18 protein-coding genes are annotated in these 23,560 nt (G+C 46.9%); 4 read left to right on the plus strand and 14 right to left on the minus strand.

The window, feature by feature from the left end; all coding sequences use genetic code 11:
* Window positions 1–46: 46 nt before the first annotated feature.
* The 6 genes from MKY97_RS16020 to MKY97_RS16045 form a co-directional block, all read right to left on the minus strand.
* Window positions 47–1,663 carry a PucR family transcriptional regulator ligand-binding domain-containing protein gene (locus tag MKY97_RS16020; RefSeq protein ID WP_342551346.1) on the minus strand — a complete coding sequence of 539 codons (1,617 nt, stop codon included), beginning with the start codon at window positions 1,661–1,663 and terminating at the stop codon, window positions 47–49.
* A gap of 231 nt (window positions 1,664–1,894) precedes the next feature.
* Window positions 1,895–4,666, minus strand: coding sequence for a CHASE3 domain-containing protein (locus MKY97_RS16025; RefSeq protein ID WP_342551347.1), 2,772 nt, complete (start codon window positions 4,664–4,666; stop codon window positions 1,895–1,897).
* A gap of 180 nt (window positions 4,667–4,846) precedes the next feature.
* The gene (fumC, locus tag MKY97_RS16030; RefSeq protein WP_342551348.1) at window positions 4,847–6,235 is read right to left on the minus strand and encodes a class II fumarate hydratase; all 1,389 of its coding nucleotides are present in this window, start codon (window positions 6,233–6,235) and stop codon (window positions 4,847–4,849) included.
* Between the two features lie 158 nt (window positions 6,236–6,393).
* On the minus strand, window positions 6,394–7,404 hold the full coding sequence (locus tag MKY97_RS16035) for an aldose 1-epimerase (protein ID WP_342551349.1): 1,011 nt from the start codon (window positions 7,402–7,404) through the stop codon (window positions 6,394–6,396).
* A 197-nt stretch (window positions 7,405–7,601) separates the two neighbouring features.
* Window positions 7,602–8,411: an MBL fold metallo-hydrolase gene (locus MKY97_RS16040; RefSeq protein WP_342551350.1), complete on the minus strand. Its 810-nt coding sequence runs from the start codon at window positions 8,409–8,411 to the stop codon at window positions 7,602–7,604.
* Window positions 8,412–8,592: 181 nt separating this feature from the next.
* Window positions 8,593–8,865, minus strand: a complete 273-nt coding sequence (locus MKY97_RS16045; RefSeq protein WP_342551351.1) for a hypothetical protein — start codon at window positions 8,863–8,865, stop codon at window positions 8,593–8,595.
* Window positions 8,866–9,127: 262 nt separating this feature from the next.
* On the opposite strand from MKY97_RS16045, the gene MKY97_RS16050 reads away from it, so the two are divergent.
* The 4 genes from MKY97_RS16050 (at window position 9,128) to MKY97_RS16065 (ending at window position 13,447) form a co-directional block, all read left to right on the plus strand.
* On the plus strand, window positions 9,128–10,360 hold the full coding sequence (locus tag MKY97_RS16050; protein ID WP_342551352.1) for an aminopeptidase: 1,233 nt from the start codon (window positions 9,128–9,130) through the stop codon (window positions 10,358–10,360).
* 89 nt (window positions 10,361–10,449) lie between these two features.
* Entirely contained in the window at window positions 10,450–11,682 is a 1,233-nt protein-coding gene (locus MKY97_RS16055; RefSeq protein ID WP_342551353.1) for an aminopeptidase, read from the plus strand.
* 255 nt (window positions 11,683–11,937) lie between these two features.
* Window positions 11,938–12,528: a sigma-70 family RNA polymerase sigma factor gene (locus MKY97_RS16060; RefSeq protein ID WP_342551354.1), complete on the plus strand. Its 591-nt coding sequence runs from the start codon at window positions 11,938–11,940 to the stop codon at window positions 12,526–12,528.
* A complete protein-coding gene (locus tag MKY97_RS16065) occupies window positions 12,506–13,447 on the plus strand; it encodes a hypothetical protein (RefSeq protein WP_342551355.1) in 942 nt (313 codons plus the stop codon). Before MKY97_RS16060 ends, MKY97_RS16065 begins: the two co-directional genes overlap by 23 nt.
* 1 nt (window position 13,448) lies before the next feature.
* Here the strand turns inward: MKY97_RS16065 and MKY97_RS16070 are convergent, their stop codons facing one another.
* From MKY97_RS16070 to MKY97_RS16105, 8 genes are all read right to left on the minus strand, one after another.
* On the minus strand, window positions 13,449–13,982 hold the full coding sequence (locus MKY97_RS16070; RefSeq protein ID WP_342551356.1) for a hypothetical protein: 534 nt from the start codon (window positions 13,980–13,982) through the stop codon (window positions 13,449–13,451).
* Between the two features lie 196 nt (window positions 13,983–14,178).
* On the minus strand, window positions 14,179–15,642 hold the full coding sequence (locus tag MKY97_RS16075) for an Msr family ABC-F type ribosomal protection protein (RefSeq protein ID WP_342551357.1): 1,464 nt from the start codon (window positions 15,640–15,642) through the stop codon (window positions 14,179–14,181).
* Window positions 15,643–16,214: 572 nt separating this feature from the next.
* The gene (locus MKY97_RS16080) at window positions 16,215–17,507 is read right to left on the minus strand and encodes a hemolysin family protein (RefSeq protein ID WP_342556358.1); all 1,293 of its coding nucleotides are present in this window, start codon (window positions 17,505–17,507) and stop codon (window positions 16,215–16,217) included.
* Window positions 17,508–17,905: 398 nt separating this feature from the next.
* Window positions 17,906–19,432 carry a sigma-70 family RNA polymerase sigma factor gene (locus MKY97_RS16085; RefSeq protein WP_342551358.1) on the minus strand — a complete coding sequence of 509 codons (1,527 nt, stop codon included), beginning with the start codon at window positions 19,430–19,432 and terminating at the stop codon, window positions 17,906–17,908.
* Window positions 19,433–19,687: 255 nt separating this feature from the next.
* The gene (gerQ, locus tag MKY97_RS16090) at window positions 19,688–20,089 is read right to left on the minus strand and encodes a spore coat protein GerQ (RefSeq protein WP_342556359.1); all 402 of its coding nucleotides are present in this window, start codon (window positions 20,087–20,089) and stop codon (window positions 19,688–19,690) included.
* Window positions 20,090–20,241: 152 nt separating this feature from the next.
* Window positions 20,242–20,664 carry a cell wall hydrolase gene (locus MKY97_RS16095; RefSeq protein WP_251503986.1) on the minus strand — a complete coding sequence of 141 codons (423 nt, stop codon included), beginning with the start codon at window positions 20,662–20,664 and terminating at the stop codon, window positions 20,242–20,244.
* Window positions 20,665–20,872: 208 nt separating this feature from the next.
* Window positions 20,873–22,573: a hypothetical protein gene (locus MKY97_RS16100; RefSeq protein ID WP_342551359.1), complete on the minus strand. Its 1,701-nt coding sequence runs from the start codon at window positions 22,571–22,573 to the stop codon at window positions 20,873–20,875.
* Window positions 22,574–22,778: 205 nt separating this feature from the next.
* The gene (locus MKY97_RS16105) at window positions 22,779–23,528 is read right to left on the minus strand and encodes a glucose 1-dehydrogenase (RefSeq protein WP_342551360.1); all 750 of its coding nucleotides are present in this window, start codon (window positions 23,526–23,528) and stop codon (window positions 22,779–22,781) included.
* Window positions 23,529–23,560 lie beyond the last annotated feature (32 nt).

The following is a 23,560-nucleotide window of genomic DNA, read 5'->3' on the forward strand; positions in this document are numbered from 1 at the left end:
GTGCACATGACCAACCGTACGAGTATGACCAGCATGCGGCAATCTTTTACATTCGAACTCGGACCGAAGGCGTCTTCTCCTGCACAAATTTACGGAAGGTGAAAACCAGTTTTAATTTAAGCAAATCGTTGGTCTTCTTGAAATCCATCTGCAGCAAACTTCCGATTTTCTCCATACGGTAGGTTACCGTGTTGCGATGCACATAGAGCTGTTTGGCCGCTTCGTTAATTAACCCGTCATTTTCAATAAATGACTCCAATGTGTTCATAAGTACCTGATTGGGATCACCATCTCTTGTGAGCAGCGGTTCAAGCACTTTATTGCAGTAATTCTCCATAATTTGCTCCGGCACATGCTGGAACACATACGCAAATTCCAACATCTCAAACTGCAGGGCACGGTCCTTCATGCCAAACCTGTGAGCCAGCTGACGTGTGTCGAGACATTCATGGTACGCTTCGCGCAGCGACACGGGCTCGTGCTTCATTTTACTAATCCAGAAACGCGGGCCCGGTGCTCCCTTAACGTCTTGAGCGGTGAACACGTCAGCAAACCGATTTAACAGGAAAGCGGATAACTCCTCCCCATAATCACGGCCGGTTGGACAGCTGTAGATGGACAAGATTCCCTCATTCAATTGAAAATGCTGGGCAGATGTAAACTGCATCAGCGGATTGTACTGCAGCTCACGATGAATCTGTTTAAGCAGCTTGCCCTCTGCGAAGAGATTCGGTTCAAGCGTGGTCAGCACACACTGATACGTCCCCTGGAAGAGATGCACACCCTTATTTTCGCTTAACGTCATCAGTTCCTGTATCGTCAATTTTTGGTCCACATACTGGGTAAGCAGTGTACGCATCTCATCCTGAACCGTTGGATTGATGTGCTCACGGTAAGTCATATCCATATAGAAGGCGAGTACATCAGCCGCCTGCTGGAACAAATCCTCCTCTGCACGCAGAGACAAGGCAGATTCTGTGTATACGAGCAGGAACCCGTACTCTTCGTCCTTTTGTTTGATTGGCACACGGTGACAGCTCCCCTGATTCCATTTCACCCGGTGCATCACTGACCTCCAGGGCCACCCCTGTGTAACTGCGCTGTCTGACATTGCATCACTGCCATAGAGTACATGCCCGCGGGAACCTATTACTGCAATCGGATAGTTGAGAACTAGGGCTATTTCGGCAAACACATTACGATGATGCTGCTGCTGTAATGCAAACTGCATCAGTTTCTTCTGTTTGCGTACCACTTCGTGCAGCAGTCGATGACTGCGTTCATGTTCCGCTCTAAACAAGGCATTCATCTGATCGGAGAAAGTAAATTGGAACGGAAGCTCCAGCAGCGGCAGCCGAAGCCGGTCAGCTTCCTCCACAATACCATCAGGGATGGACTGCCAGAAGCGTCCTAGTTTGATGCCAAGACCGGCACATCCCCGTTCATTCAGACGCCGCATCAGTCGGATCGCATCCGTCTCACTGTCTTTCATCATAAAAGCAGTTGTAAACAGCATCTCTCCAGATTTGATCCACTCTGCAATATCAGGAGCGTCCATGACGTTGACAGACTTCATCATTCGTGAAGTGCCTTCCCCGCCTGCAACCAGTTTGGCCTCGGACAGCGGATATACCTGTAAAGCTTCTTGAACGGTAAGCTGCATGGACATGACCTCCCATATAATTAACATTAAAAAGACGGAAACTCTTCATAAAATGGATCTATTCAGATTTCTTAATCAAAAAACGGGATAATCAAATCAATAACCCCATTCATTTGTTAAGTATTATAACATCATTTTCCAAAAATAAGCTTACATGAAAAAAATAAAACCTATGCCTGCCGACAACATCACATCATGCTGTCATTGACATAGGTTCAACAAGGTTGTATTTTATATCTCCATCTTCTCATTCGTGTGATTCAGCCATAATTTCATCCGGGACAGTACGTCTTTGACATTCAGCGGTTTGCTGAGATAATCCGTTGCTCCTGCGGAGATACATTTCTCCCGGTCCTCTTTCATCGCTTTTGCAGTGAGCGCAATGATTGGAATTTGTGTCAGCCCGAGACGCTCCCGAATCTGACGGGTTGTTTCGTATCCATCCATTTCCGGCATCATAATATCCATGAGAATAACGTCCGGTTTAATTGTTCCCTGTTCCAGCAGTTCCAGGCATTCCGTGCCATTTTGAGCCGAAACCACATTCATGCCGTATCGCTCCAGTGCATTCGCCAGCGCATAAACGTTACGGATATCGTCATCAACAACCAGAATCTGACGATCGCTGAATAATGATGCCTCAAGCGGAGTCAGCAGCATATCCCCATCCTTCAAGTCCATCTCAGTCTGAGTTGAGGGAGACATGCTTCGTTTTTCTACCAATGATCCTGCCGCTTCATGAAGGAAAAGTCTGGAGTTTGGTTCCTCCTGGACAGCCGCACCCTCTCTCTGCAGAGGAAGGAACAGCGTGAACACACTCCCCTGTCCGGGTCGGCTTGCTGCTGATATGGAGCCGCCCAGTAATGAAGCAAGTGACTGCGAGATGGACAACCCCAATCCCGTACCGCCGTATTTACGTGCGGTAGCACCATCAGCCTGTTTGAATGCTTCAAAAATCTGGAGCAGTTTGCTCTCCTCAATGCCAATTCCGGTATCACTTACAGAAAAAGCAATCACATCTGTATCCCGACCTGCTTGATCAGGGTCAGACAATCGCATCTGTGAGATGGTCAAAGCAACTTCACCCTCGCTCGTAAACTTAAATGCATTCGAGAGCAAATTTCTGAGAATTTGATGCAGCCGCATCTCATCCGTTTCAATCGTTTCGGGAAGGGGACTCTGCAGCTGTATTCGAAAGTCGATTTTTTTCTGCTCTGCCGTCTTTAAGAAATACTGATTCATCACTTCGGAAAGCGTATCGAGATAAACATCATCGAATTCGACTTCCATCTGTCCCGCCTCAACCTTGGACAGATCAAGAATATCATTAATCAGGTGAAGCAAATCTTTACCTGATCTGTGAATCACGGCAGCATAATTTTGCTCTTCGCTGCTCAAATGATGATGTTTATTCTCAGCCAAAATCTCGGACAGAATCAGCATGCTGTTGAGAGGTGTACGCAGTTCATGCGACATATTCGCCAGAAATTCAGACTTGTACCCCGAACTGGTCCGCAGCTGATCGGCAACGACTTCAAGTTCCTGAGCTGCATTCTCAGCCGCGCCTTTCTGACTTTCCAAACGTTCGTTCAACATATAGAGTTCTTCCGTCTGCATCTGCAGTTCTTCTGTCTGAGACTGCATCTCCTCCGCCTGCAGCTGCAGCTTCTCCGACTGCACCTGCAGCTCTTCGTTCAAGACCTGTGATTCATCGTAAAGGTGCTGCAGCTCCATCCGTGTAAAGGTGGAATGCAGTGAAACACCGAAAATAACCGCTATTTCCTTAATCCATTCCATTGCTCGCTCCGGTATAGGTTTCATCGAGGCCAGTTCAACAACAGCGATGGTCCTGCCTTCAAACAGGATCGGTACAACGGTGAGTGAATTGGCCGAGGCATAACCAAGCCCGGATGAGATCCGGATGTAATTCTGGGGTAAATCATTCATTCGCAGCACTCGCTGCTCAATCGCACTTTGGCCCACTAACCCTTCGCCAGGTGCAAGTGATATTTTTCCGAGAGAACGTTCTTTCTCACCCTCTCCTGCATAAGCAGCCACACGCAGCAGTCGGTTATCTTTCCAGTAATACAGCACACTGTACGGAATCTCCAGCATCACAGCAAGCTCGTTCAGGAACAAACGGGATAACCCTTCCAGTGTCGTTGGATTTTGCAAAAGTGCAGCAATGCCGGTAAGCTTGTCCTTAATTTGATTTTGCTCCTGAACTTCATCCAGCAGCTTATTCGTTTCATGACCGAGATCAGCCACTTCATCCCGAGTTCGCACACGTATCCGCTGTTTCAGGTTTCCACCGCTCGAAATATCACTTATCGTCTGTTTCACTTCTTGAAGCGTGCTTACAATATTGCGTGAAACAATCAAAGCGGCGGCAATGGATAGTGCTGCGATTAAGCCCCACAGGGTATACATGATTGTCAGCAGCGTTGAGCTGCGGTGCGCCAAATCCGTCACCCTTGCTTCTGTCAGCATAATCTCTGTGCTGCGGAAGTCGGCGAGCTGGGAACGAAGCAGGTCGATTTCGTTTTTACCTGGATCGGTTGCAAAGAAAGCGAGAACCTTGCTCTGGTCCCCTTCCTTCTTCAGCTCTACAGATCGTTCACCGGCAATCTCGATCCAGCGGGTAATATGGGACTTAATATTCTGCAGCCGCTGCTGCTGTGTCGGGTTATCGCTGATGAGAGCATATAACTGATCATAATTGGAATTCCACTCAGAAAGCCCTTGATCATAAGGTTCAAGATAACTTTCCTTACCGGTAAGCATATAACCACGCTGCCCTGTTTCCATATCCAGCACATTCTTTTCAATCGCATTGGTCAGATTATGTACATCCAGATCATGATGACTGATAAAGTCATTTTCCTTCTGCAGCACATTAATTTGGGCCGAAAGTACCAGCAGAACTGCACCAAATAAAAGAACCACTACAAGATAGCCCAAAACAATTTTGGAGCGTATCGTAAATCTTCTCGTTTTAGACAACGTGGAACCCTCCAAAATATAGATGAATACTGCATTATATCGTTGAAATCTGCTGCATTAGTATTTTATATGTATAGGTATCGTCTGACAAGCAAAATGTGCTGCGCAAATAAGAAAAACGACCTGCATTCGCAGGCCGTTCCGGGACTTTATTCGTATTCATATAAAAAATAATAGATATTAAGCCTTCGGTGCAATCATTTTGGCCGGGTCTACGTATTGATCGAATTGTTCCTCTGTAAGAAGTCCTGTCTGTAATGCAGCCTCCTTCAGAGACAACCCTTCCTTATGCGCAAGCTTCGCAATCTTCGCTGCATTCTCATATCCGATATGAGGATTGAGCGCCGTAACCAGCATAAGCGAGTTATCCAGGTTATGTTTGATCTGATCCAGATTCGGCTCGATCCCCACAGCACACTTGTCATTGAAAGCAACGATAGAGTCAGCAAGCAGCTGCACGGATTGCAGGAAATTATAAATAATAACCGGCTTGAATACGTTCAGTTCAAAATTACCTTGGCTGGCCGCGAATCCAATCGCAGCATCATTACCCATCACCTGTGTCACAACCATCGTGATGGCTTCGCTCTGTGTAGGATTTACTTTACCCGGCATAATGGAGCTGCCCGGCTCATTCTCGGGGATTCGGATCTCACCAAGACCGCTGCGCGGACCGCTCGCGAGCCAGCGTACGTCATTGGCAATTTTCATCAGATCTGCTGCAAGCGCTTTGACTGCCCCGTGAGCATAGACCACTTCATCATGGCTTGTCAGTGCATGGAATTTGTTTGGCGCAGATACGAAATCTTTGCCTGTATGTTTACCGATCTCTTTGGCTGTAAGATCACCAAAGTCGGGATGTGCGTTGATTCCCGTTCCTACAGCCGTACCGCCAATTGCAAGCTCTTTCATATATTCTACGCTCTCGCGAATCATACGCTCACTCTTGCCCAGCATCGCTTCCCAACCGCTGATCTCCTGGCCAAGCGTAATCGGCGTTGCATCCTGGAGATGAGTACGTCCAATTTTGATGATGTCTTTAAACGCTTCCACTTTTGCGGCAAAAGTCGCTTTCAGCACCGCAATCGCCGGCAGCAGCTGATCTTCTACAGCCAGAACGCCCGCAACATGCAGCGCTGTCGGGAATGTATCGTTGGAGCTCTGCGACATATTTACATCGTCATTGGGATGCAGTCGTTCTTCCTTACCCTTTTGCTCCAGCAGCTGATTACCAAGGTTAGCAATGACCTCATTCACGTTCATATTGGATTGCGTACCGCTGCCTGTCTGCCACACAACCAATGGGAAGTGGTCATCAATGCGCCCTGCGATAATCTCGTCTGCCGCATAAGCAATCGCATCTGCTTTCGCCGCTGATAATTTTCCTAATTTATGGTTACTTGCCGCAGCACTTTTTTTCAAGATGGCAAGCGCGCGCACGACTTCCATCGGCATATGCTCGCGTCCAATCGGGAAATTCTCCTTGCTGCGCTGCGTCTGAGCGCCCCACAGCCTGTCGGCTGGTACTTTCATTTCGCCTAACGTATCTCTCTCAATGCGGTATTCCACTTGCTTGTCCTCCTCCAAAAAGTTGGTCTGGGTCTCTACAAAGCTTGTGTATCTCGTCATATTATACATGATTTACGAGCAGGTTTTCACCTTTTCGGGCAAAATTGTAAGCGTAACGCAAAACAGACTAACCGTACGAAGCTTCAGATGCGCATCATTTATTTCCGAGCAGCAATCGGATACAAACGACTCGTTTGTTCAAACAGTTCACCTGGCTGCAGACCGACAAGTCCCATCTCTTCCGCTGAAATGCCTTCCACATTCGGGGCATTAACCAGATTCATCTGTGGTTCCGGACAGAAAAATTCATTGCAGGCATTGTTGTTCCAGATCATCCAATGTTTATAGGACGTACCGACATCGTATACCAGCTTGTCACCCGTGCGGTGATCCGTCAGTTCCATATAATTGCGGCCGTTCTGCGGCTCAGCAGTATAGTGGTTATCCATCGCTGCAAAAAACGGACTAACCCCGCCTTGTTTAAGCTGCTCTTCTTCTGGTGAAAGCGGTTGAAATTGTCCGGTCGGCAGAGAGCGCTCATTCAGTTCACGGCGCTGACCGATAGTTACTTTGGCCGTGTAGTCCGAAGATTGGCTGTCCGGTGCAAAAGGTACTTTGATCGCTGTATGGAAAGCAAACAGGTTCGGCATAAATTCAGCACCCGTATTGTTTACGATTAGCTGCTGCTGCAGCCCTTGACTGCTCAAAGAATAGCGAAGTGTTACAGTGAATGTAAATGGCAAATATTTGTGAAAAGCATGTCCTTCGCCGATACTTTGGCTGAGTGTAACATGACTTTCCAGATCATTGGTGCCGTACCCCTCTACTGTCCACGCTGCATCATGTAAAAATCCGTGCAGATGGTTGCCTGTCGCAGGCTCATTAATCGGCAGCTGATACACTTTACCATTCCACGGGAAACGACCGTCTTCATAGCGGTTAGGCGGGGATAGAACAGGAATACCATACACGGCTGGAGCCGCCATGAATTCATCCATCTGATCCTGATCGGGCTCTCTCAGATAGCTGTACCCTTTTTCCGTATCCCGGAAAGCAACCAGATTCGCACCAACACTAGGAAGGACAGCGGCTTCAAATGGACCAAAGCGCAGCCATACCGCAGGAATACCACCAAATTGTTCCTCAAACGCTGTATTCTGTTGTGTCATCGTTATATGTACCTCCTGCATACTAAGGTTATATTATACGGCTCGACTATATCATGATTGGGCATAAAATAACAATCCGAGTTCGAGAACAAATGAAGAACAGGATTACAAACCAAAGAGACAGCTGCTCGTTAAGCGGCTGTCTTGATAAGACCTGCTCAGTATTCAGCGCCTCCTATAAACACAGGCATCCGGCTTCAGTCCACATATTCGCCCTGTTTAGGTACCGCTTCTTCTTCAAAATGCTGATCAAGCGCTTGAAGGGATTCACGGAGCATCTCTCCGCTCAACACATGCCCATGTCCCGTTACGGCCATCTTTGGCTCCAGGTGTCTGATCTGCTGGACAGATCGATGGGCTTCCTGCCAATTCGTTGTAAAATAGGCCGGAGGTCCATGCAGCTGTTTGTCCTGAAGCAGGACACTCCAGAGCGATTCCTGTTTTACCGAGACAATCGCGTCACCGGCAATCAGTAAACGATCCGCTTCACGGAACAAGGAAATATGCCCCGGTGTATGACCTGGTGTGTGCAGCCAGTTCCATCCTGATAAACCAGGCACTGAACGATCCTGCGGAAGACTGAACACTCGATCATCCAGGTTAATCCCTTCGTTAGGATATGTGAAAGACAGACGCGCCATTAACCCTCCGCCCACAGAAGGATCTGCAGGGGGATAATTTTTCAAACCCGTTAGATATGGAATCTCCAGTGGATGTGCGTACACCGGCACGCCCCAGAATTGCTCCAGTTCGATCACTGTTCCCACATGATCAAAATGACCATGGGTTAGTATAATGGCAGACGGTGGACCTGGAAAACGTTCAGCTGCCATATCAACAATGCAATTCGTGAATTTCGACATGCCCGTGTCCACAAGGACCCAATTCCTGCTTCCCGGTTCTCCAATGAACACGACATTCACAAAAAGGGTACGCAAGCTCAAAATATCAGGAGCAGCTTCCTCATAACTGGTCATTCCTGAAGTAATCAGATTGTCAAATGCCATTCACGGTTACCCCCCATCAGGCGAATTGTCTCTCTGGTTTGTTCATCTCGTAGACTTTCCCTTTTCTGGATCATCTATTCGGGATTTCAATATAAAATAGACGGCGCGTACCCGTTCAGGGCACACACCGTCTAGTATAGTCATGTCAAACAGACATTAGAACAAGAACATCTGCAGCGAATCAAGCCGGATAAGCATCTAAAGCAGCATCGAGCAGCTGATTGTACAAATCATCATCATTTTCAAGCAGCTCGTCCATTTTCAACAGTTCTTCCTCGTCTCCGGATTGCTCCGTAAAGTGCAAACTGTAGTCCCAATCCTTGCCGTTCTTGCTCATAAACGTGATTTCATAGACGGATTTATCCCCAGCCGTTTTGAATACCGTACTTCCAACAAAACTTTTTTCATCCTCACGGCGCATTTCAGCGCGAATAATTTCAACAGTCACCTTCATACTCTCCTTTTAATCTCTCGTTTAAAGCATTTCTACGGAATTCTTCACTCCGCAGTATTCTCTAAAATCTTTGGGTTTACAGCTTTATCCAACTTTCTGGCAAAGCTGTTTGGTAATTATTATTGGTTAATTGTACAATATATATCGTAGCATCGTATACATTATTCAATGAAGGCCCTATGCAGACTCCTCCCTTACTTCAAAGAGGACTATTATAGACCGCCAGCTACGACATTCATAACACATTGGAGGAAAAAATAGCATGAACAATTTTGAATCGAATCTGCAGCAATATGCTGAACTGGCTGTCAAAGTAGGTGTCAATGTGCACCCTGGCCAGACGCTTGTGGTGAATGCCCCGATTACAGCAGCTCCTTTTGTACGCTTAATTGTCAAGGCTGCTTACAGCACTGGTGCTAAGCTGGTCAAAGTCAATTGGAGTGACGAGACGGTTACCCGTCTTCATTATGATCTGGCCCCGGATGAGGCATTCTCCATCGAACCGAAATGGTTCGCAGGTGAAATGACCGAGCTTGTTGAGGAAGGCGCAGCAGTGCTGCACGTTATCGCGGAAAATCCGGATCTGTTGAACGGTGTTGCTCAGGAGCGTATCGTCACCAGTCAAAAAGTTCGCGGGAAAGCGCTGGAGAAATACCGTGCTTACCAAATGGCTGACAAGTTCAGCTGGTCGATCGTAGCCGTCCCTTCCCCTGAATGGGCCGCTAAAGTATTCCCGGATCTGCCTGAAGCTCAGCAAATGGACCGTCTGTGGGATGTTATTTTCCAGACGGTACGGATAGGTGAGAAGGATGCTGTCGCAGAATGGAAAACCCACCTGCATAACCTTGACTCCCGTGCTGATCTTCTGAATCGTAAAAAATACAAGAAACTGCACTACACCGCTCCAGGTACAGATCTGACCATTGAACTTCCAGAAGGCCATATCTGGGTATCTGGCGGCAGCGTGAATGAGCAGGGGCATGTGTTCATTGCTAACATGCCGACAGAAGAAGTATTTACTGCGCCGCTCAAGACAGGAGTAAATGGTACTGTGCGCAGCACCAAACCGCTCAGTCATGGTGGTAATCTGATTGACGGCTTCTCCCTCACATTCGAAAACGGACGAATTGTGGATTACACAGCTGAACAAGGTCTGGATGCACTGAAAAACCTGATCGAGATCGATGAAGGCGCACATTATCTCGGCGAGGTAGCACTTGTTCCGCACAAATCTCCGATCTCGGATACAAATATTCTGTTCTACAACACACTGTTTGACGAAAACGCGTCCAATCATTTGGCGATCGGAAACGCCTATGCGTTCTGTCTCGAAGGCGGCAAAACGATGTCTAAGGAAGAACTGGCCCAACACGGTATGAACTCCAGTCTGACCCACGTTGATTTTATGATTGGTTCGGGTGAGATGAATATCAACGGTGTAGCTTCCGAAGGTGCGGAAGAGCCGATCTTTGTGAATGGAAACTGGGCGTTTTAATGACTCCCCTGTTATAGAGAGAGGAGACTTCTCCTCTCTTTTGCTGTGTCTGGATCTATACTAATACCTAGCATTACGGAGGAGATTCTATGTTAAGTTTTGAACAAAAACTGGATCGTTACGCCGAACTCGCTGTCAAGGTTGGGGCAAACGTGCAGCCGGGACAGACTTTTGTCATCAACGCAATGATCGATGCCGCGCCTCTCGTGCAGCTGCTTGTCCGTAAAGGTTATGAAGCAGGTGCTAAGCAGGTTATCTTTAAATATTCGGATGAGACGGTCAACCGTTTACGCTTTGAAATGGCTCCCGAGGACTCCTTCGAAGAGCCTCCCAAGTGGCATGCTGCGGAGATGGAAGCTCTGGCGGAGAACAATGCTGTCTTTCTGACCATTTTATCCTCCAGTCCTGATCTGATGAAGGGCATCGACCCTGCAAGAATATCGGCGAATCAGCGAGCCTTCGGACAGGCCATGGCCAAATACCGTCAGTACCTGCAGGCAGATAAAATGAGCTGGACCGGCATCGCCTGCCCTTCACCAGACTGGGCTGCCAAGGTGTTTCCGGACATGCCTCCAGCAGAACAGATGAGTCAGCTCTGGGAAGCGATATTTGCAGCCGTACGCGCAGATCTTGACGACCCTATTGCTGCGTGGGAACAGCATATCGAACGACTAGAGTCACGAGCCAAAGCGCTCAACAACAAAAAGTACCACGCACTGCATTACATCTCCCCGGGCACAGATCTCACGATCGAGCTTCCTGAAGGGCATATTTGGGCTCAGGCTGGCAGCGTAAACGAGCGAGGTACCCCTTTTGTAGCCAATATTCCAACGGAAGAAGTGTATACCGCTCCAGCAAAATACGGTGTGAACGGCACAGTGTCGAGTACCAAACCGCTAAGTTACGGCGGCAGCATCATTGACCGGTTTACGCTCACATTTGAGAAGGGACGGATTGTGGACTTTCATGCAGAGGAAGGTCACGAAACGTTGGAGCGTCTCATCTCTATGGATGAAGGCTCTCATTACCTAGGCGAAGTTGCGCTCGTACCGTTCCACTCTCCAATCTCGGAAAGCGGCATTCTGTATTATACTACGCTGTATGATGAGAACGCGTCCTGCCATCTGGCAATTGGCAGTTCGTACGCTTCCAATATCGAAGGAGGCAAAACGATGTCTCCCGAAGAGCTTGCGGAACGCGGTATGAACTCCAGCATAACCCATGTTGATTTCATGATGGGTTCATCTGAGACAGACATCTATGGCATTACAGCAAGTGGTGACCGTGAACCGATTTTCCTGAAAGGAAATTGGGCATTTTAAAAAAATGTGTGCAGCCGCGATTTCAAATTTTTAAATCAGCGTTACTTTGAATTGAACAGTCGATTTTCGCTGCCATGGATTCCATGGTTTGCAAGATCGTCTGTTTTTTCTTTTTCAGCAAACATCAAACAGGGTCAGAACTCCCTCTTTTCAGAACTGTAATCAGGTCTATCGGACATTGTATCGCTTCCATAATCTGTTGTAAAATGTAATGATACCAATGTTTGTGGACTGTTGACCAGAAAGGAGAACATCATGGCCAATCGGCTCCAGCTTTTACTTGCATCCGATTTTCATCAATTAGGACCTGTAATTCAAGAAGAAATATATTATGAGTATTACAATATGGTATATGGACTGATCGTATATATCATCAAGGAACGCGCAGCGGCAGAGGATATTATTCAGGAAGCGTTTATCAAAATTATTAAAAGCAAACCCCTCTTCGAAGACGAGGTTAAACTTAAAGCCTGGCTCAAGGTGGTGACCCGGAATACTGCAATTAATTATTTGAGAAAAAACAAAAAAAATCGTAACCAATTGGATACGGATAGTGTTTTTATAGATATAGAGACCATGAATCAGACAGCCGCTTCGGTGGAAAGTATGGTCGAGACACAAATGATGCAGGAGTCTATTGAACACTATCTCTCCCAGTTGAAACCTGAATACCGCGTGCTGGTCGAGCTGCGTTGGAAAGAAGGTTTCTCTTATCGCGAGATTGCAGAATTATTGAATACTACCGAGGACATTGTGAAGCAGCGTTTATTCCGAGCCCGCGGCAGTATCAAGAAGAAATTACATAAGGAATGGGGTGGAAGCATTGAACAGAGGCAGGCTAAATAAGCTTGAAGAACCACTAGATTCAGGCCTGGAAGATGAATATTTTGATGCGGCGTTTGAACAGGCTTTTGATGAAGCTTTCCAGCAAGCTGCCACCGCCCCTTCTGCTTCCCGTTCCCAATCCATGCAGCAATCCTGGCACAAGGTACAAAGAGAGATTGAAATCCTTGGAGCACATAAACGTAGAATACGCACCTTGAAACTGTCGGGCCTTGTCGCTGCTTCCGTAATGATTGGAGCCGTTCTGTTCAGCCTTCCAACCGGAACACAAGCTGTATCCCCTCTTGTACAATCGATTAAAAATTGGGGCAATGGCATGAAATCGATCATCGTGGAAGAGAAGTCTGTGGATCTGAGTCCCGATCCCTCTACTGCCAAAACACCTCCACCACCTGACATGGAGTCAAACTACAGTTTCCATGCTGATGCTGAAGGTATTCCTGTTTTTGAACTCGAAAAACATGTTTTTCGACCAGTCGCTGTGACAGAAGAGATCGCTCGTGAAGGGTTTTTAGGAGAATTTATATTATCTAAAGCCATTCCTGCCCGTTTTGACAAGATGAAATATGAACTGCTGCTGGATACAGAGAATCCGGTAAATCCTGACGACTATTATGAATCCGATATGATGAGAATTCGATACTCCATCCAGGGTAAAAGTGATACAGAAGAACTTATACAGATAAACTATGAATATGTTAGGCCCGGACAGTCTCTTGAGAAAACACCGCTGCAGAAGAGCAAAGCGGTGAAGCTCACAGATGGAAATGATGCTCTTGTGTATGTAGGCCCACCCTTCAATTCAATTCAGTGGATGACAGGTACACTCAGTATGAGTCTGTTTGGAACGGTGACCGAAGAAGAAATGATTGCCATTGCCAATGATTTTCTGGAGCAAAACGCTCCTGTTCAATCCAAATAACTCAAAACAACACACTAGGTGAGGTATGGGTGGACTGATCTGATTTGGTTCCATCATATGCTGTATGAACACTAACGACACGGTAATAATAACCGGCAAGGACTTCCCAATCAGAACCTGAACGAAGTTCATTGGTCTGTGTGTCCGTTGAAGAGCTGCCCGCGAATGTGACCCAGGCTGTTCCGGTCCAGCGCTCTAACCGATATTTGACGGACAAGGTTTTCACTTCTTTATAGGTCATTGTAGTTGTTCTCACAACGGCTTGAAGCCTCTCTCCTCGCGTTAACGAACAAATCGCCTGATAGATATGTTTCGATTGGGCAGCTCGTGATTGAATGAAATTATCCCAAGGTTCCAGCGGCGGCGGAGCTGTTCGTGCACCCGACGTTATATTTATCAGCGGACTTCCAGCTGCTGACGAAATTTCGGGCAGTACAACAAAGACTGGCGTGATCAAAGCAAGAACAAGTGTTATTTTCAAAATGGGCTTACGGTATATAGATTGGTCCCATGGTTGGGCCTTTTTCATCATCATTCCTCCTCACTCTATGGTTTAATGACATGTAATCTATTAAACGGACGGAACGGAGGACAGGTTTCAAAAAAATAGGACGCACCGATGTTCCATCGGCTGCGTCCTTTTCATTGTTTCGGAAGGTTAACATCTCTGAAACCTAAATGTTTCCAACCCGTATGAAGAACATAGTCAAATTTATCGGAATCGGATTTATCTACCTGATTCGAACAATTTGTTTATTTTCTACAGCATATACCTGATCGGCGACATTTTCGACCAAACGAGCATCATGTGAAATGAAAATAATGGTTCCCACATAACTTTTCATCATCTGCTCCAGTGCTTCCGTGGCAGGCATGTCCAGAAAATTGCTCGGTTCATCCAAAAGCAGAATGTTATATCTTCCAAGCAGTATTTTCGCCAGCTGCAGCTTCATTATCTCACCACCGCTTAATACCGCCAGCTTCTTACGGACATCATGCTGTGAAAATCCTAGAGATGCCAGCACAGCTCGAATCTCGGACACCTGATAATCACAGTTTTCCTGCATAAATGTCATAACAGCTTGATGGTGGTCAAACGTATACACATTCTGTGCAAAATATCCGATCTCTGCCTTTGGCGACAGGATGATGCCCTCCTCGCGCTCCAGGATCATTTTGAAAAGCGTTGTTTTTCCTGCACCGTTTGCACCAGTTAGTGCAATCCTACCGCCAAGCGGGAATTGGAACGAAGCTTTCTGCAAAATTACCTTATCACCCAACGTTTTATTGATCTCTTTAGCTGTAATCGGAAATGGATTGTGAAGTCCTAACGGATTATTCTGACGGAAGTGTATCGTACGATTCACAGCAGGGGCATTGAGTTCACCCAGTGCTTCGATGCGCTGCTCCATATTTTTTGCGGCTTGATGCAGCTTCTTCTGTTTACTTCCAACCGATTTTTGATGTGCAAGCCGCCCGCCATGATCCGAGCTGTTTTTCCTTGAAGCCCCTTTTTCTTTATGATCCATTTTACGAGCCTGATTCCGCTTGTCATTGATCGCTTTTTCCAGTCGTTCTCGTTCATTCATATACTGCTGATATTGGATTTCCTGCTTTTTCTGAATTTCATTCTTTTGGGCCAGATACTCCGAATATCCACCCCAATACTCCGTTATTTTTCCATCTTTCAACTCCCAGATTTTATCGACCACTTGATCAAGAAAATACCGGTCATGACTGATGACCAGCAGCGCCCCTGTATAAAATGAGAGCTGATGGATCAGAAAATCAATCCCCTCGGTATCCAGATGACTCGTAGGTTCGTCCGCCAAGATGCCATGTACCGCGCCGGACAAGGCCTCTGCGATTTTCAGCCTCGTTTCCTGACCACCGCTCATCTGATCTGCATCGATTTTGTTTACGCCAAGTTTGCCCGCAAGTGCGGAACTCACTTTTTGCTGATCGATATCATGCTCCATCTGCGGGATATAAGCGAAGCTGCCGTGCCTTACGATGTTTCCTTTCGACACTTGGGTTCTGCCCAGTAATACTTTCAGAAGTGTACTCTTGCCTGCACCATTCGCTCCAACCAGGCCAATTCGGTCATATTCATAAAGTTCAAGATGGTCAATGTCCAACACTTCACGACCGGCATATTCCACAACAATCTCTTTTGCGTTAATTAATACATTCATCTCATTTCCTCCCTCTAAAATCGCAGTTGTTATGCTCGCAGGACGAATCTCCCTGCGATTCAAGAAGGGAGGATTATATAAAGAAATACCAATGCATATAACAACTCATTCCGGCAGCTCCTTTCAGGTTCAATTTTAAGGCGAGCGTTCCATGCTGGTCTTAAATTCTATTTGAGGTTCTATTTGACGTTAAGTTCTGAATTTATCACGGTAATCAAAAATGCAGATCCAAGCCACCACGTGGACTTGAACCTGCATTATAAACGTATGGAGACACGTCGATCGAAGCATAGCAAAATAAGCCATTCGATCGAAACCTATATCTCTCTCCATACGTAAAATAAGCAGTTCAAAAAAGCCCACGATTGTGGAAATTCGCTTTTTTGACCTGCTTATCGAAGACGCATGGAATGAGTCATAGGAACGTGCCTCCCTCTTCTTTTATTGAGTTGAATAATACCATGAGCTTCTTCAAGCGTCAACCCGAATCAGCAATTTGTTCCGGTGCAGCAAAAAAGCCGCTGAATTAGCGGCTTTCCTGTGTACCACCTATAATAATACCGCTTGAGGAACTACGCGCCCTCTCCTTCAACAAGCAATTCAAGCTTCACCACATTCACACGTGAAATCCGCTTGTGTTCTGTTTCCTCAATCACAAACAGATACCCGTTATGTTCAACCGATTGACCAACCTCAGGTGGAATAGCCTCTACTCTGGAGTATAACCAGCCTCCGATCGTATCATAATCAGCCCGGTCCATCTCTATACCGAATCGTTCACTGACCTCTTCAATCAGCATTAATCCGTCAATGGAATATTCCAGCTCGCTGACTTGTTCGATCACCGGACGCTCTTGGTCAAATTCATCCTGAATTTCGCCAACAATCTCTTCCATAATGTCCTCAAGCGTGACCATACCAGAGGTTCCTCCGTATTCGTCGATCAGAACAGCAATTTGTGTTTTGCTGCGCTGCATACGCTTGAGCAGGTCACTAATTAGCGTAGTATCCGGCACAGCCAGAATCGGACGAATTACGGATATCGTGTCCGTTAATTGAGATCGCATCAAATCTTTAATGTGAATGAAGCCGATAATATGATCCTTGTCTCCGTTATACACCGGATAACGTGTACGCATGCTTTCGCTTGCAATCTCCAAGTTCTCCAGCATGGACTGATTGGCGTTAAGACAGATCATTTCCGTCCGTGGAATCATGATCTCACGGGCGGTTGTATCCGTAAAATCAAATATATTATCAACAAGTGCTAATTCAGTATTATCAATTAAACCGCTCTTATTGCTTTCTTTCATAAGAATACGTATTTCATCTTCACTATGTGCATCGTCAAGTTCCGAGGCTGGCGCCATTCGAAACAGTCTGAGCAGTCCATTCGCCATGCCGTTCAGGGCCCAGATGAAGGGATACATTAGTTTGTAAAAGAACGTCAGGAGCACTGCAGACCACAGTGTGATCGCTTCAGATTTGCGAATGGCCATCGTTTTGGGAGCCAGTTCTCCCAGGACAATATGCAAAATGGTAATAATGACAAAAGCAATCACAATTGAAATGCCATGCACATATACCGGACCCAGGCCAAATGCCGTAAAAACAGGTGCAAGCAGTCGTGCAATGACAGGTTCACCGAGCCATCCCAGCCCAAGTGAAGCTAACGTAATGCCAAGCTGACAAGCCGACAGGTAGGCATCCATATTACGTATAATGTTAGACGCGTATTTCGCGTTACGATTACCGGCCTCTACTAAGGCCTCAATCCGGCTGCTCCGCACTTTCACCATTGCGAATTCTGCAGAGACAAAGAAACCATTCATTAACACAAGTAAACCGATTAAAATCAAACTCATAATACTCGGTAAGGGGTCACTCAAATGTTCTTCCTATTTGCCGTGATCTTTCGGCAAATAGGTCCACCTCCTTCGAAAATGTAGGATATCAGCCATTATGCCGTTCAAATGCAGTTTCAACTTCCCAATGCTTCCACCTCCTGCCGTTTATCCTCGAATAACAAGCATATGCTTCTTTTATTATATAATTCTACACTACACAGTCAATCCGTGTCCTATGACACCTAAAGGCCAAATCGGTACAATTCATTTACAAAGGCAGCAATTGCGCTGTTTTTTTTACATTTACTAAACAAAAGAAAATAGGAGAATGGACGTTCTTGTCCAATTCTCCTATAGAGATGTTCAAGGTATACGATATGCATTTTGTCACACCCTGCACATGATTACATTTGATCTTAAACTTTACCTTTCCTGATATGCAGGCCGCCGGACCAATATTCGTCCTCTCTCCAGCTGTTCCAATTCTCTTCACCGCCGCATACACGCGCTCCCAGTTCCGTTAAAGAAAGTTCGGCTTCGCGAAAAGCCTGATTATGCTGATTGTACTTTGGCAAATCCGCTGCCCCAGTCATCCGGACGAGCGGATACTTCCCTGTCGACATTCTTCTTAGATGTGCCCAATATTCGAGATCACCCATCCCGAGAATAGACAGCTTGTCTCCTACCTTTTGAAACAGGGCATATGGACGATCCACACCAGCTCTTATCGTTTCCAGTGTTACCTGCTCAATGCAGCCCAAGCCGTTCGTACTGGATGGCAGACGGGACAGATGAGCCTGAAACGCAGTACGGGCAAAAGGAAGTGCATCAGAAGCATGTTTCATATACTGCTCGTGATGACAAATGTCTGACGAAGAATAAGCTTTCCAGAACGCTCTTCCCGCCTGAATCTCCTCATCTTGGATTACATGCCATGTTCCGGACAAGGTCTGCATTTGAGCAGCGGTGAGCTGTGCCAGCCCTCTGAAATCCTCTACCTCCGGAAAAGAATCAATACACAGCAAATGCAGCTTGAACTTCTGAAAGGTTTTACTGCTCCATAAGTGCAGCAGATAGCTCAACATCGTTTGGTCATACAGATCATGCTCAAACCACAGTACGACCTCTTGATCCGGCTGCAGTGAACGAAGCTTGTTCTCCAGAGCTTCGATCTGCAAATACTCCTGCTGCGGTATGCCCAGCTCGTCTTCCAGCACAAATGCTCGATGCTGCCTTGCTTTCCGGTCGGCCATATCCGTTGTTACAGGGCCGTAGGTGTACAGTTCACGCCACACAACGATATCTCCCTGGATACCGCTCTCCCGCAGCCGATTAGCGGCGTGGTCTCCATTCATAATATGCAGCATACTTTTTCCTCCCTCATACAGCTCGTTAAACATGGATGCCAGATTTCGCACAGGTATGGAACGTTTAAGTTTAGCTCGGGCATCAAACAATCTTTTCTTTAACGCCGGTACGTTCACCCCAAGGAAATCGGATATTTCTTTCAGCGTGCAGCCTTGAAAATAAAATAAATCAACGACAATTTGCATCGACGAGGGCAGTTTGGCAATGGAACTGTGCAGCGTCTGCTTCAGTTCCTTCTGTATCGCCTGGGCTTCCGGATCACGCGCCTGATCTTCTTCAAGAAATACATGCTCTATTTCCTGAATAGGGACAACTGCATGCCTCCTGCTTCTCAACCAGCGATAACACTGTCTTTCCACAATAACTTTAAACCATCCAGGGAAAGCCTCCGGCTTCTCGAGTTTGACCAGATTGCTGAATGCCTCTGCAAAAGCTTCCTGCACGACATCTTCTGCTGTATACACATCCTGCAGCCGTTGATAGGCTACAGCAAGTGCCATCCCGCGGTAATGGGCCACCAGCTGCTCATAAGCTTCCGGTTCTCCCTTTAATGCTCCTTCAATCCAAGATTTCAACTCCGTGACTCCTTTCTTCTGTCATCTTCAGCTGTCTGATCTGTTTGAGCTGACGCTCACCTTTTTTTCTTTTTCATATGTAAGTGCCGTAAATTCTTGTTCAGGTTACTTTTATTTTCGACTTTACTTTAGTTTCTAATATATATTGCAAAAGCTGCCCTGTCTGCAAATTCCACTGCATTCAGGACAGCCCGGATTACCGTATGTGTTGGCCGGCAGGCCTTATGTCAGATAACATGGGAAATTCTTAACCAATTAAAGTCTGCTGGGTGCTTGCGGGAAGTTGCCCACAACGCCTGGATATTGATACAGCAGCGGCTCATCAAACGTTGCATAGTCGAAGTTAACCATCAGCAGCATAATTCTTCTGCCGGTTTTAGGATCACTGATAATGATGTGGTCACGTCCAGCTGCTTCGATAATGCCTTGGAATATGCGAGCGTTCCATTCCTTGTTTCCTTCGTATGTCATGTAAAATGTACCGAATTTACCCAGGTTCAAACGCAGAATATTCTCGATGTACGACTGCTCAAATTGCGGAGCTGTTGTAGAAATCACTGTACCTGTCGGTGTCATTGGACTTCCGCTGGATACCAGCGGAGGTACACTGGTGGAGCTTGGCGATACCATGCCTGGTGTTGGAGACATCGACGGCATGCTGTTGCCGATTTTGTAAGACGTTCCCTGAACTTGAGAATTCGCTTGTGCACTCATTACTGCATTTGCTTGCTGACCCATAGTTTGAGTTGGTTGATAAGGCTGATTAATCATAATAATTCCTCCCTGAATATAAAAATGTTGTTAACCCCTTAGTAGACGTCCGGACAGTCTTCACCTGTCGGGCTAAAGAAACAATGCGCTTTGAAACGTCCCGTATTGGGCTGGTTATACCACGTCGCCGGGCAGTCGCCAACCGGTCTGAAAAACCATAACGAGTTGCTTGCCGGCCAGAAACGTTCCCCGTTAATGACACGCTGCGCCAACCGAATCTCGGATTGTCTTGCCCGCTGATAGAAGTATCCCTTCTGTGTGGACTCGAACCCCCCAGGATTCTGAAAGACCATGCGATTCATGTCACGGATATTGCCAAAATCCAGACAGTCCGCCAGCACACGATTCACGCCGACATTCCCAACCAGCAGCATGCCCTGCTCTCCATCACCTTCGGCCTCTGCCCTCATCAGTCTCGCCAAGAGCTTGACGTCTTCCGAGTTAGTCTTAATTACTGCCATCGCCTGTTCCCTCCTTTACAGCAGCTGTTCATCACCGTACATCGTATTGTGCAGGAGCCTATTCGGTGACACTATTCCAGATTTTTTCCATAAAAAAAGCCCGGAACCTCACATAAAGTGAAGTCCCGGGCGATTTCATCAACCTCTTTTTGAGCCTCTTTTGATCACATCGCGATCCCAGCTGCGTGTTCTATATTCCTAAAATCCGTTAACGTTTGGCTTCAATCCAGTAATCATAAGCATGGACCAGATTGCCTTTATATGCCTTATACTTGGAGAGCAGATCTGGAAGCCTGCTCAGCTGGCTCTCCATTTCATCAGCTCCTTTTTCATGAAATGAAATATGTGTGCCTTCAAAGTTTTCTTTCATTTCCACAGAAATGAGCAGAGGTTTGCCCAGACGGTCTGCGATCTCCATTTCCTGACTTACCACGGCAGCTATTCCGTTGGAGCCTTCTGCGGTGTTGCGAAATGCCATCAGAGATACATGATCAAGCGTGTCAATCATAAATTCAGTCACAGAGACATCCCTGCCCGGCAGCGGAAAAGTATCCAGCCACACTGCGAGATCCGCACTGGTTTCAAGGCTGCTGTCCTTCTTGGTCTCCTCCTGGAAATAGGCAATGTTCGACGCCCACTCGGTCAGTAGGGTATCCCGATTAGCTTGCCATTCGGGGAGTGTATACGGCTCGATATCCAGATGAATACCCTCAAACCTCTCATCTGCTTCCACTTCGGCGTTATAGTTTTTCACATAATCAATCAGCCGTTTGATGCGAGGACGATTTTCTTTTTTACCCCAGATTGGATGTCCGCCCATCGCATGGACTTCGATTCCCTGGGCTTTTGCTCTTTTTACAAAGCTGCGGTAGCTGGAGTAAGGCTGATCCAGATCAAGGCGCACGTATAACCAATTGATCTGCTGTTCCTTGGCGAAGGCCAGTATGTGGTCGCCTCCATCATCCGTCACCTGCGAAGCCTCCCAGATGTAGGTGCCGCGAATGCCAGGTGAACTCGCAGGCGGGTTCACAGGTTTCTCAGGCATCGGCTGTTCTTCTGGCTCCAGTTCTCCCCAATACGTTAGATCATGTACAGCTGTACCGGCATAAGACTTGTGCTCCCGGAATGCAGCAGCAACCTCCTGCAGTGCACTTTCCAGCTGTGAAGAACTTTTACCCGCAAAACTGGTAAACTCTTCACCGGGCATCGGCTTGGTGTTCACCCCAACAGTAACACGAGTACCACTTGCGTCTGCCCACTGCATTTCCTGTTCCGTCAGACGAATAATTCCGTTACTTCCTTGTGCATTATCACGGTAAGCGAGCAGCGTCACATGATCCATGTTTCGAATAAACCAGTGTGACAGTGCTTCGTTATCTGCATCATCTGCCGTTCGGCTGCCCTTGACTGTGTAAGAATCAAGCCAGAAAGGCAAATCGACATGCACAGCTATTCCACCTTCCTGCTTGGACTGATCCAATACCAGCTTCATATTGCTGATCCAGGACTGCACCAAAGGTTTAGCGTCTTCCTTCCATGCAGGAAGCACGTATGGTTTGACATCCAGGTGGACTGCATCGAACCGTTCTTCCGGCTCCACCGCCTGATTATAATCTTTTACCCATGAAACTAATCGAAGCATAGGACCTTCACGGCCTTCGACACCCCAGGAAGGATCACCGCCCAGTGCCTCAATCGCAATTCCTTCACGACTCGCTTTGGCAATAAAAGTCCGGTATACCTCTTTGGATATTGTCATGTCTACGTTCACATACAGCCGGTTAATCTTATGTTCAGCCGCATTTGTCAGCAGCTCATCTCCTGCACTCTTAACAGACTGTGCCTGCCATACCCAGGCTGCCCGTATATCCACGTCATCAGCTTGAGCAGGTGACTTGATCCCGATCATTATCATTCCTCCGATCAGTAATAACAGCCAAAATACCTTCCGGGATGTTTTCCCGAACATATACTCCCTCCATTCTGTTCTGTTGTAAAATCACATTCATTATAGCAACCGACTTATCAAAAACAAATAAGCCCAAGTGCTTAACTTGGGCTTATTTCACTTCCGAGGAATCTCGCTAGAGCTGCTTCGGGTCAACGTCCCGGTTCTAGTCCTCATATATCATTTTTCGGGTCATGCCGCCGTCAATTACGAGATTAGTCCCAGTGACAAATGTATTAGCAGGGTCGGACAAATACAGACAGGCTCTTGATATATCCGATGGCACGCCAACCCGGCCGGATGGATGCTGCGCATGGTCTTCAGCTTTGAGTTTGGACACATCTCCGGTCTCAATCCAGCCGGGACTGATACAATTGACCCGAATTTGGTCTTTGCCAAGTGAGACTGCCATAGCATGAGTCAGGGCAGTAATTGCACCTTTGGAGGCGGCATATGCCTCGCTATCCGGCTCAGACATCAGTGCACGAGTAGAAGCCATATTTACGATGGCGCCGCCATGTTCATTTTTTTTCATATACCGGGCCGCCTCCCGACTTGCCAGAAAACAGCTTCTCACGTTGGTATGGAGCACATCGTCCCATTCATCCACGGACAGCTCATAGGGCGACTTCCATCTGGACACGCCAGCATTATTTACCAATACGTTAATCTGCTTGAATTCTTTGACTGCGATATCAAATAACTGCAGAATATCCTGCTCCTTCCGCACATCACAATGTACAAAGATGGCTTCACCGCCTTCATTGCGTATTGAAGCCGCCGCCGCTGCCCCCTCGGCTTCCTGGACATCGGCAAGCACAACTTTCGCACCGGCGACTGCGTATGCTTCAGCAACACTTCGACCGATCCCCTGTGCAGCACCCGTTACAACAACAACCTGATCTGTAAATGACATCGTGGTTTCCTCCTCTGGTATGATCTCTGTGT

The organism is Paenibacillus sp. FSL R7-0652 (assembly GCF_038595045.1).
Lineage (GTDB): Bacteria > Bacillota > Bacilli > Paenibacillales > Paenibacillaceae > Paenibacillus.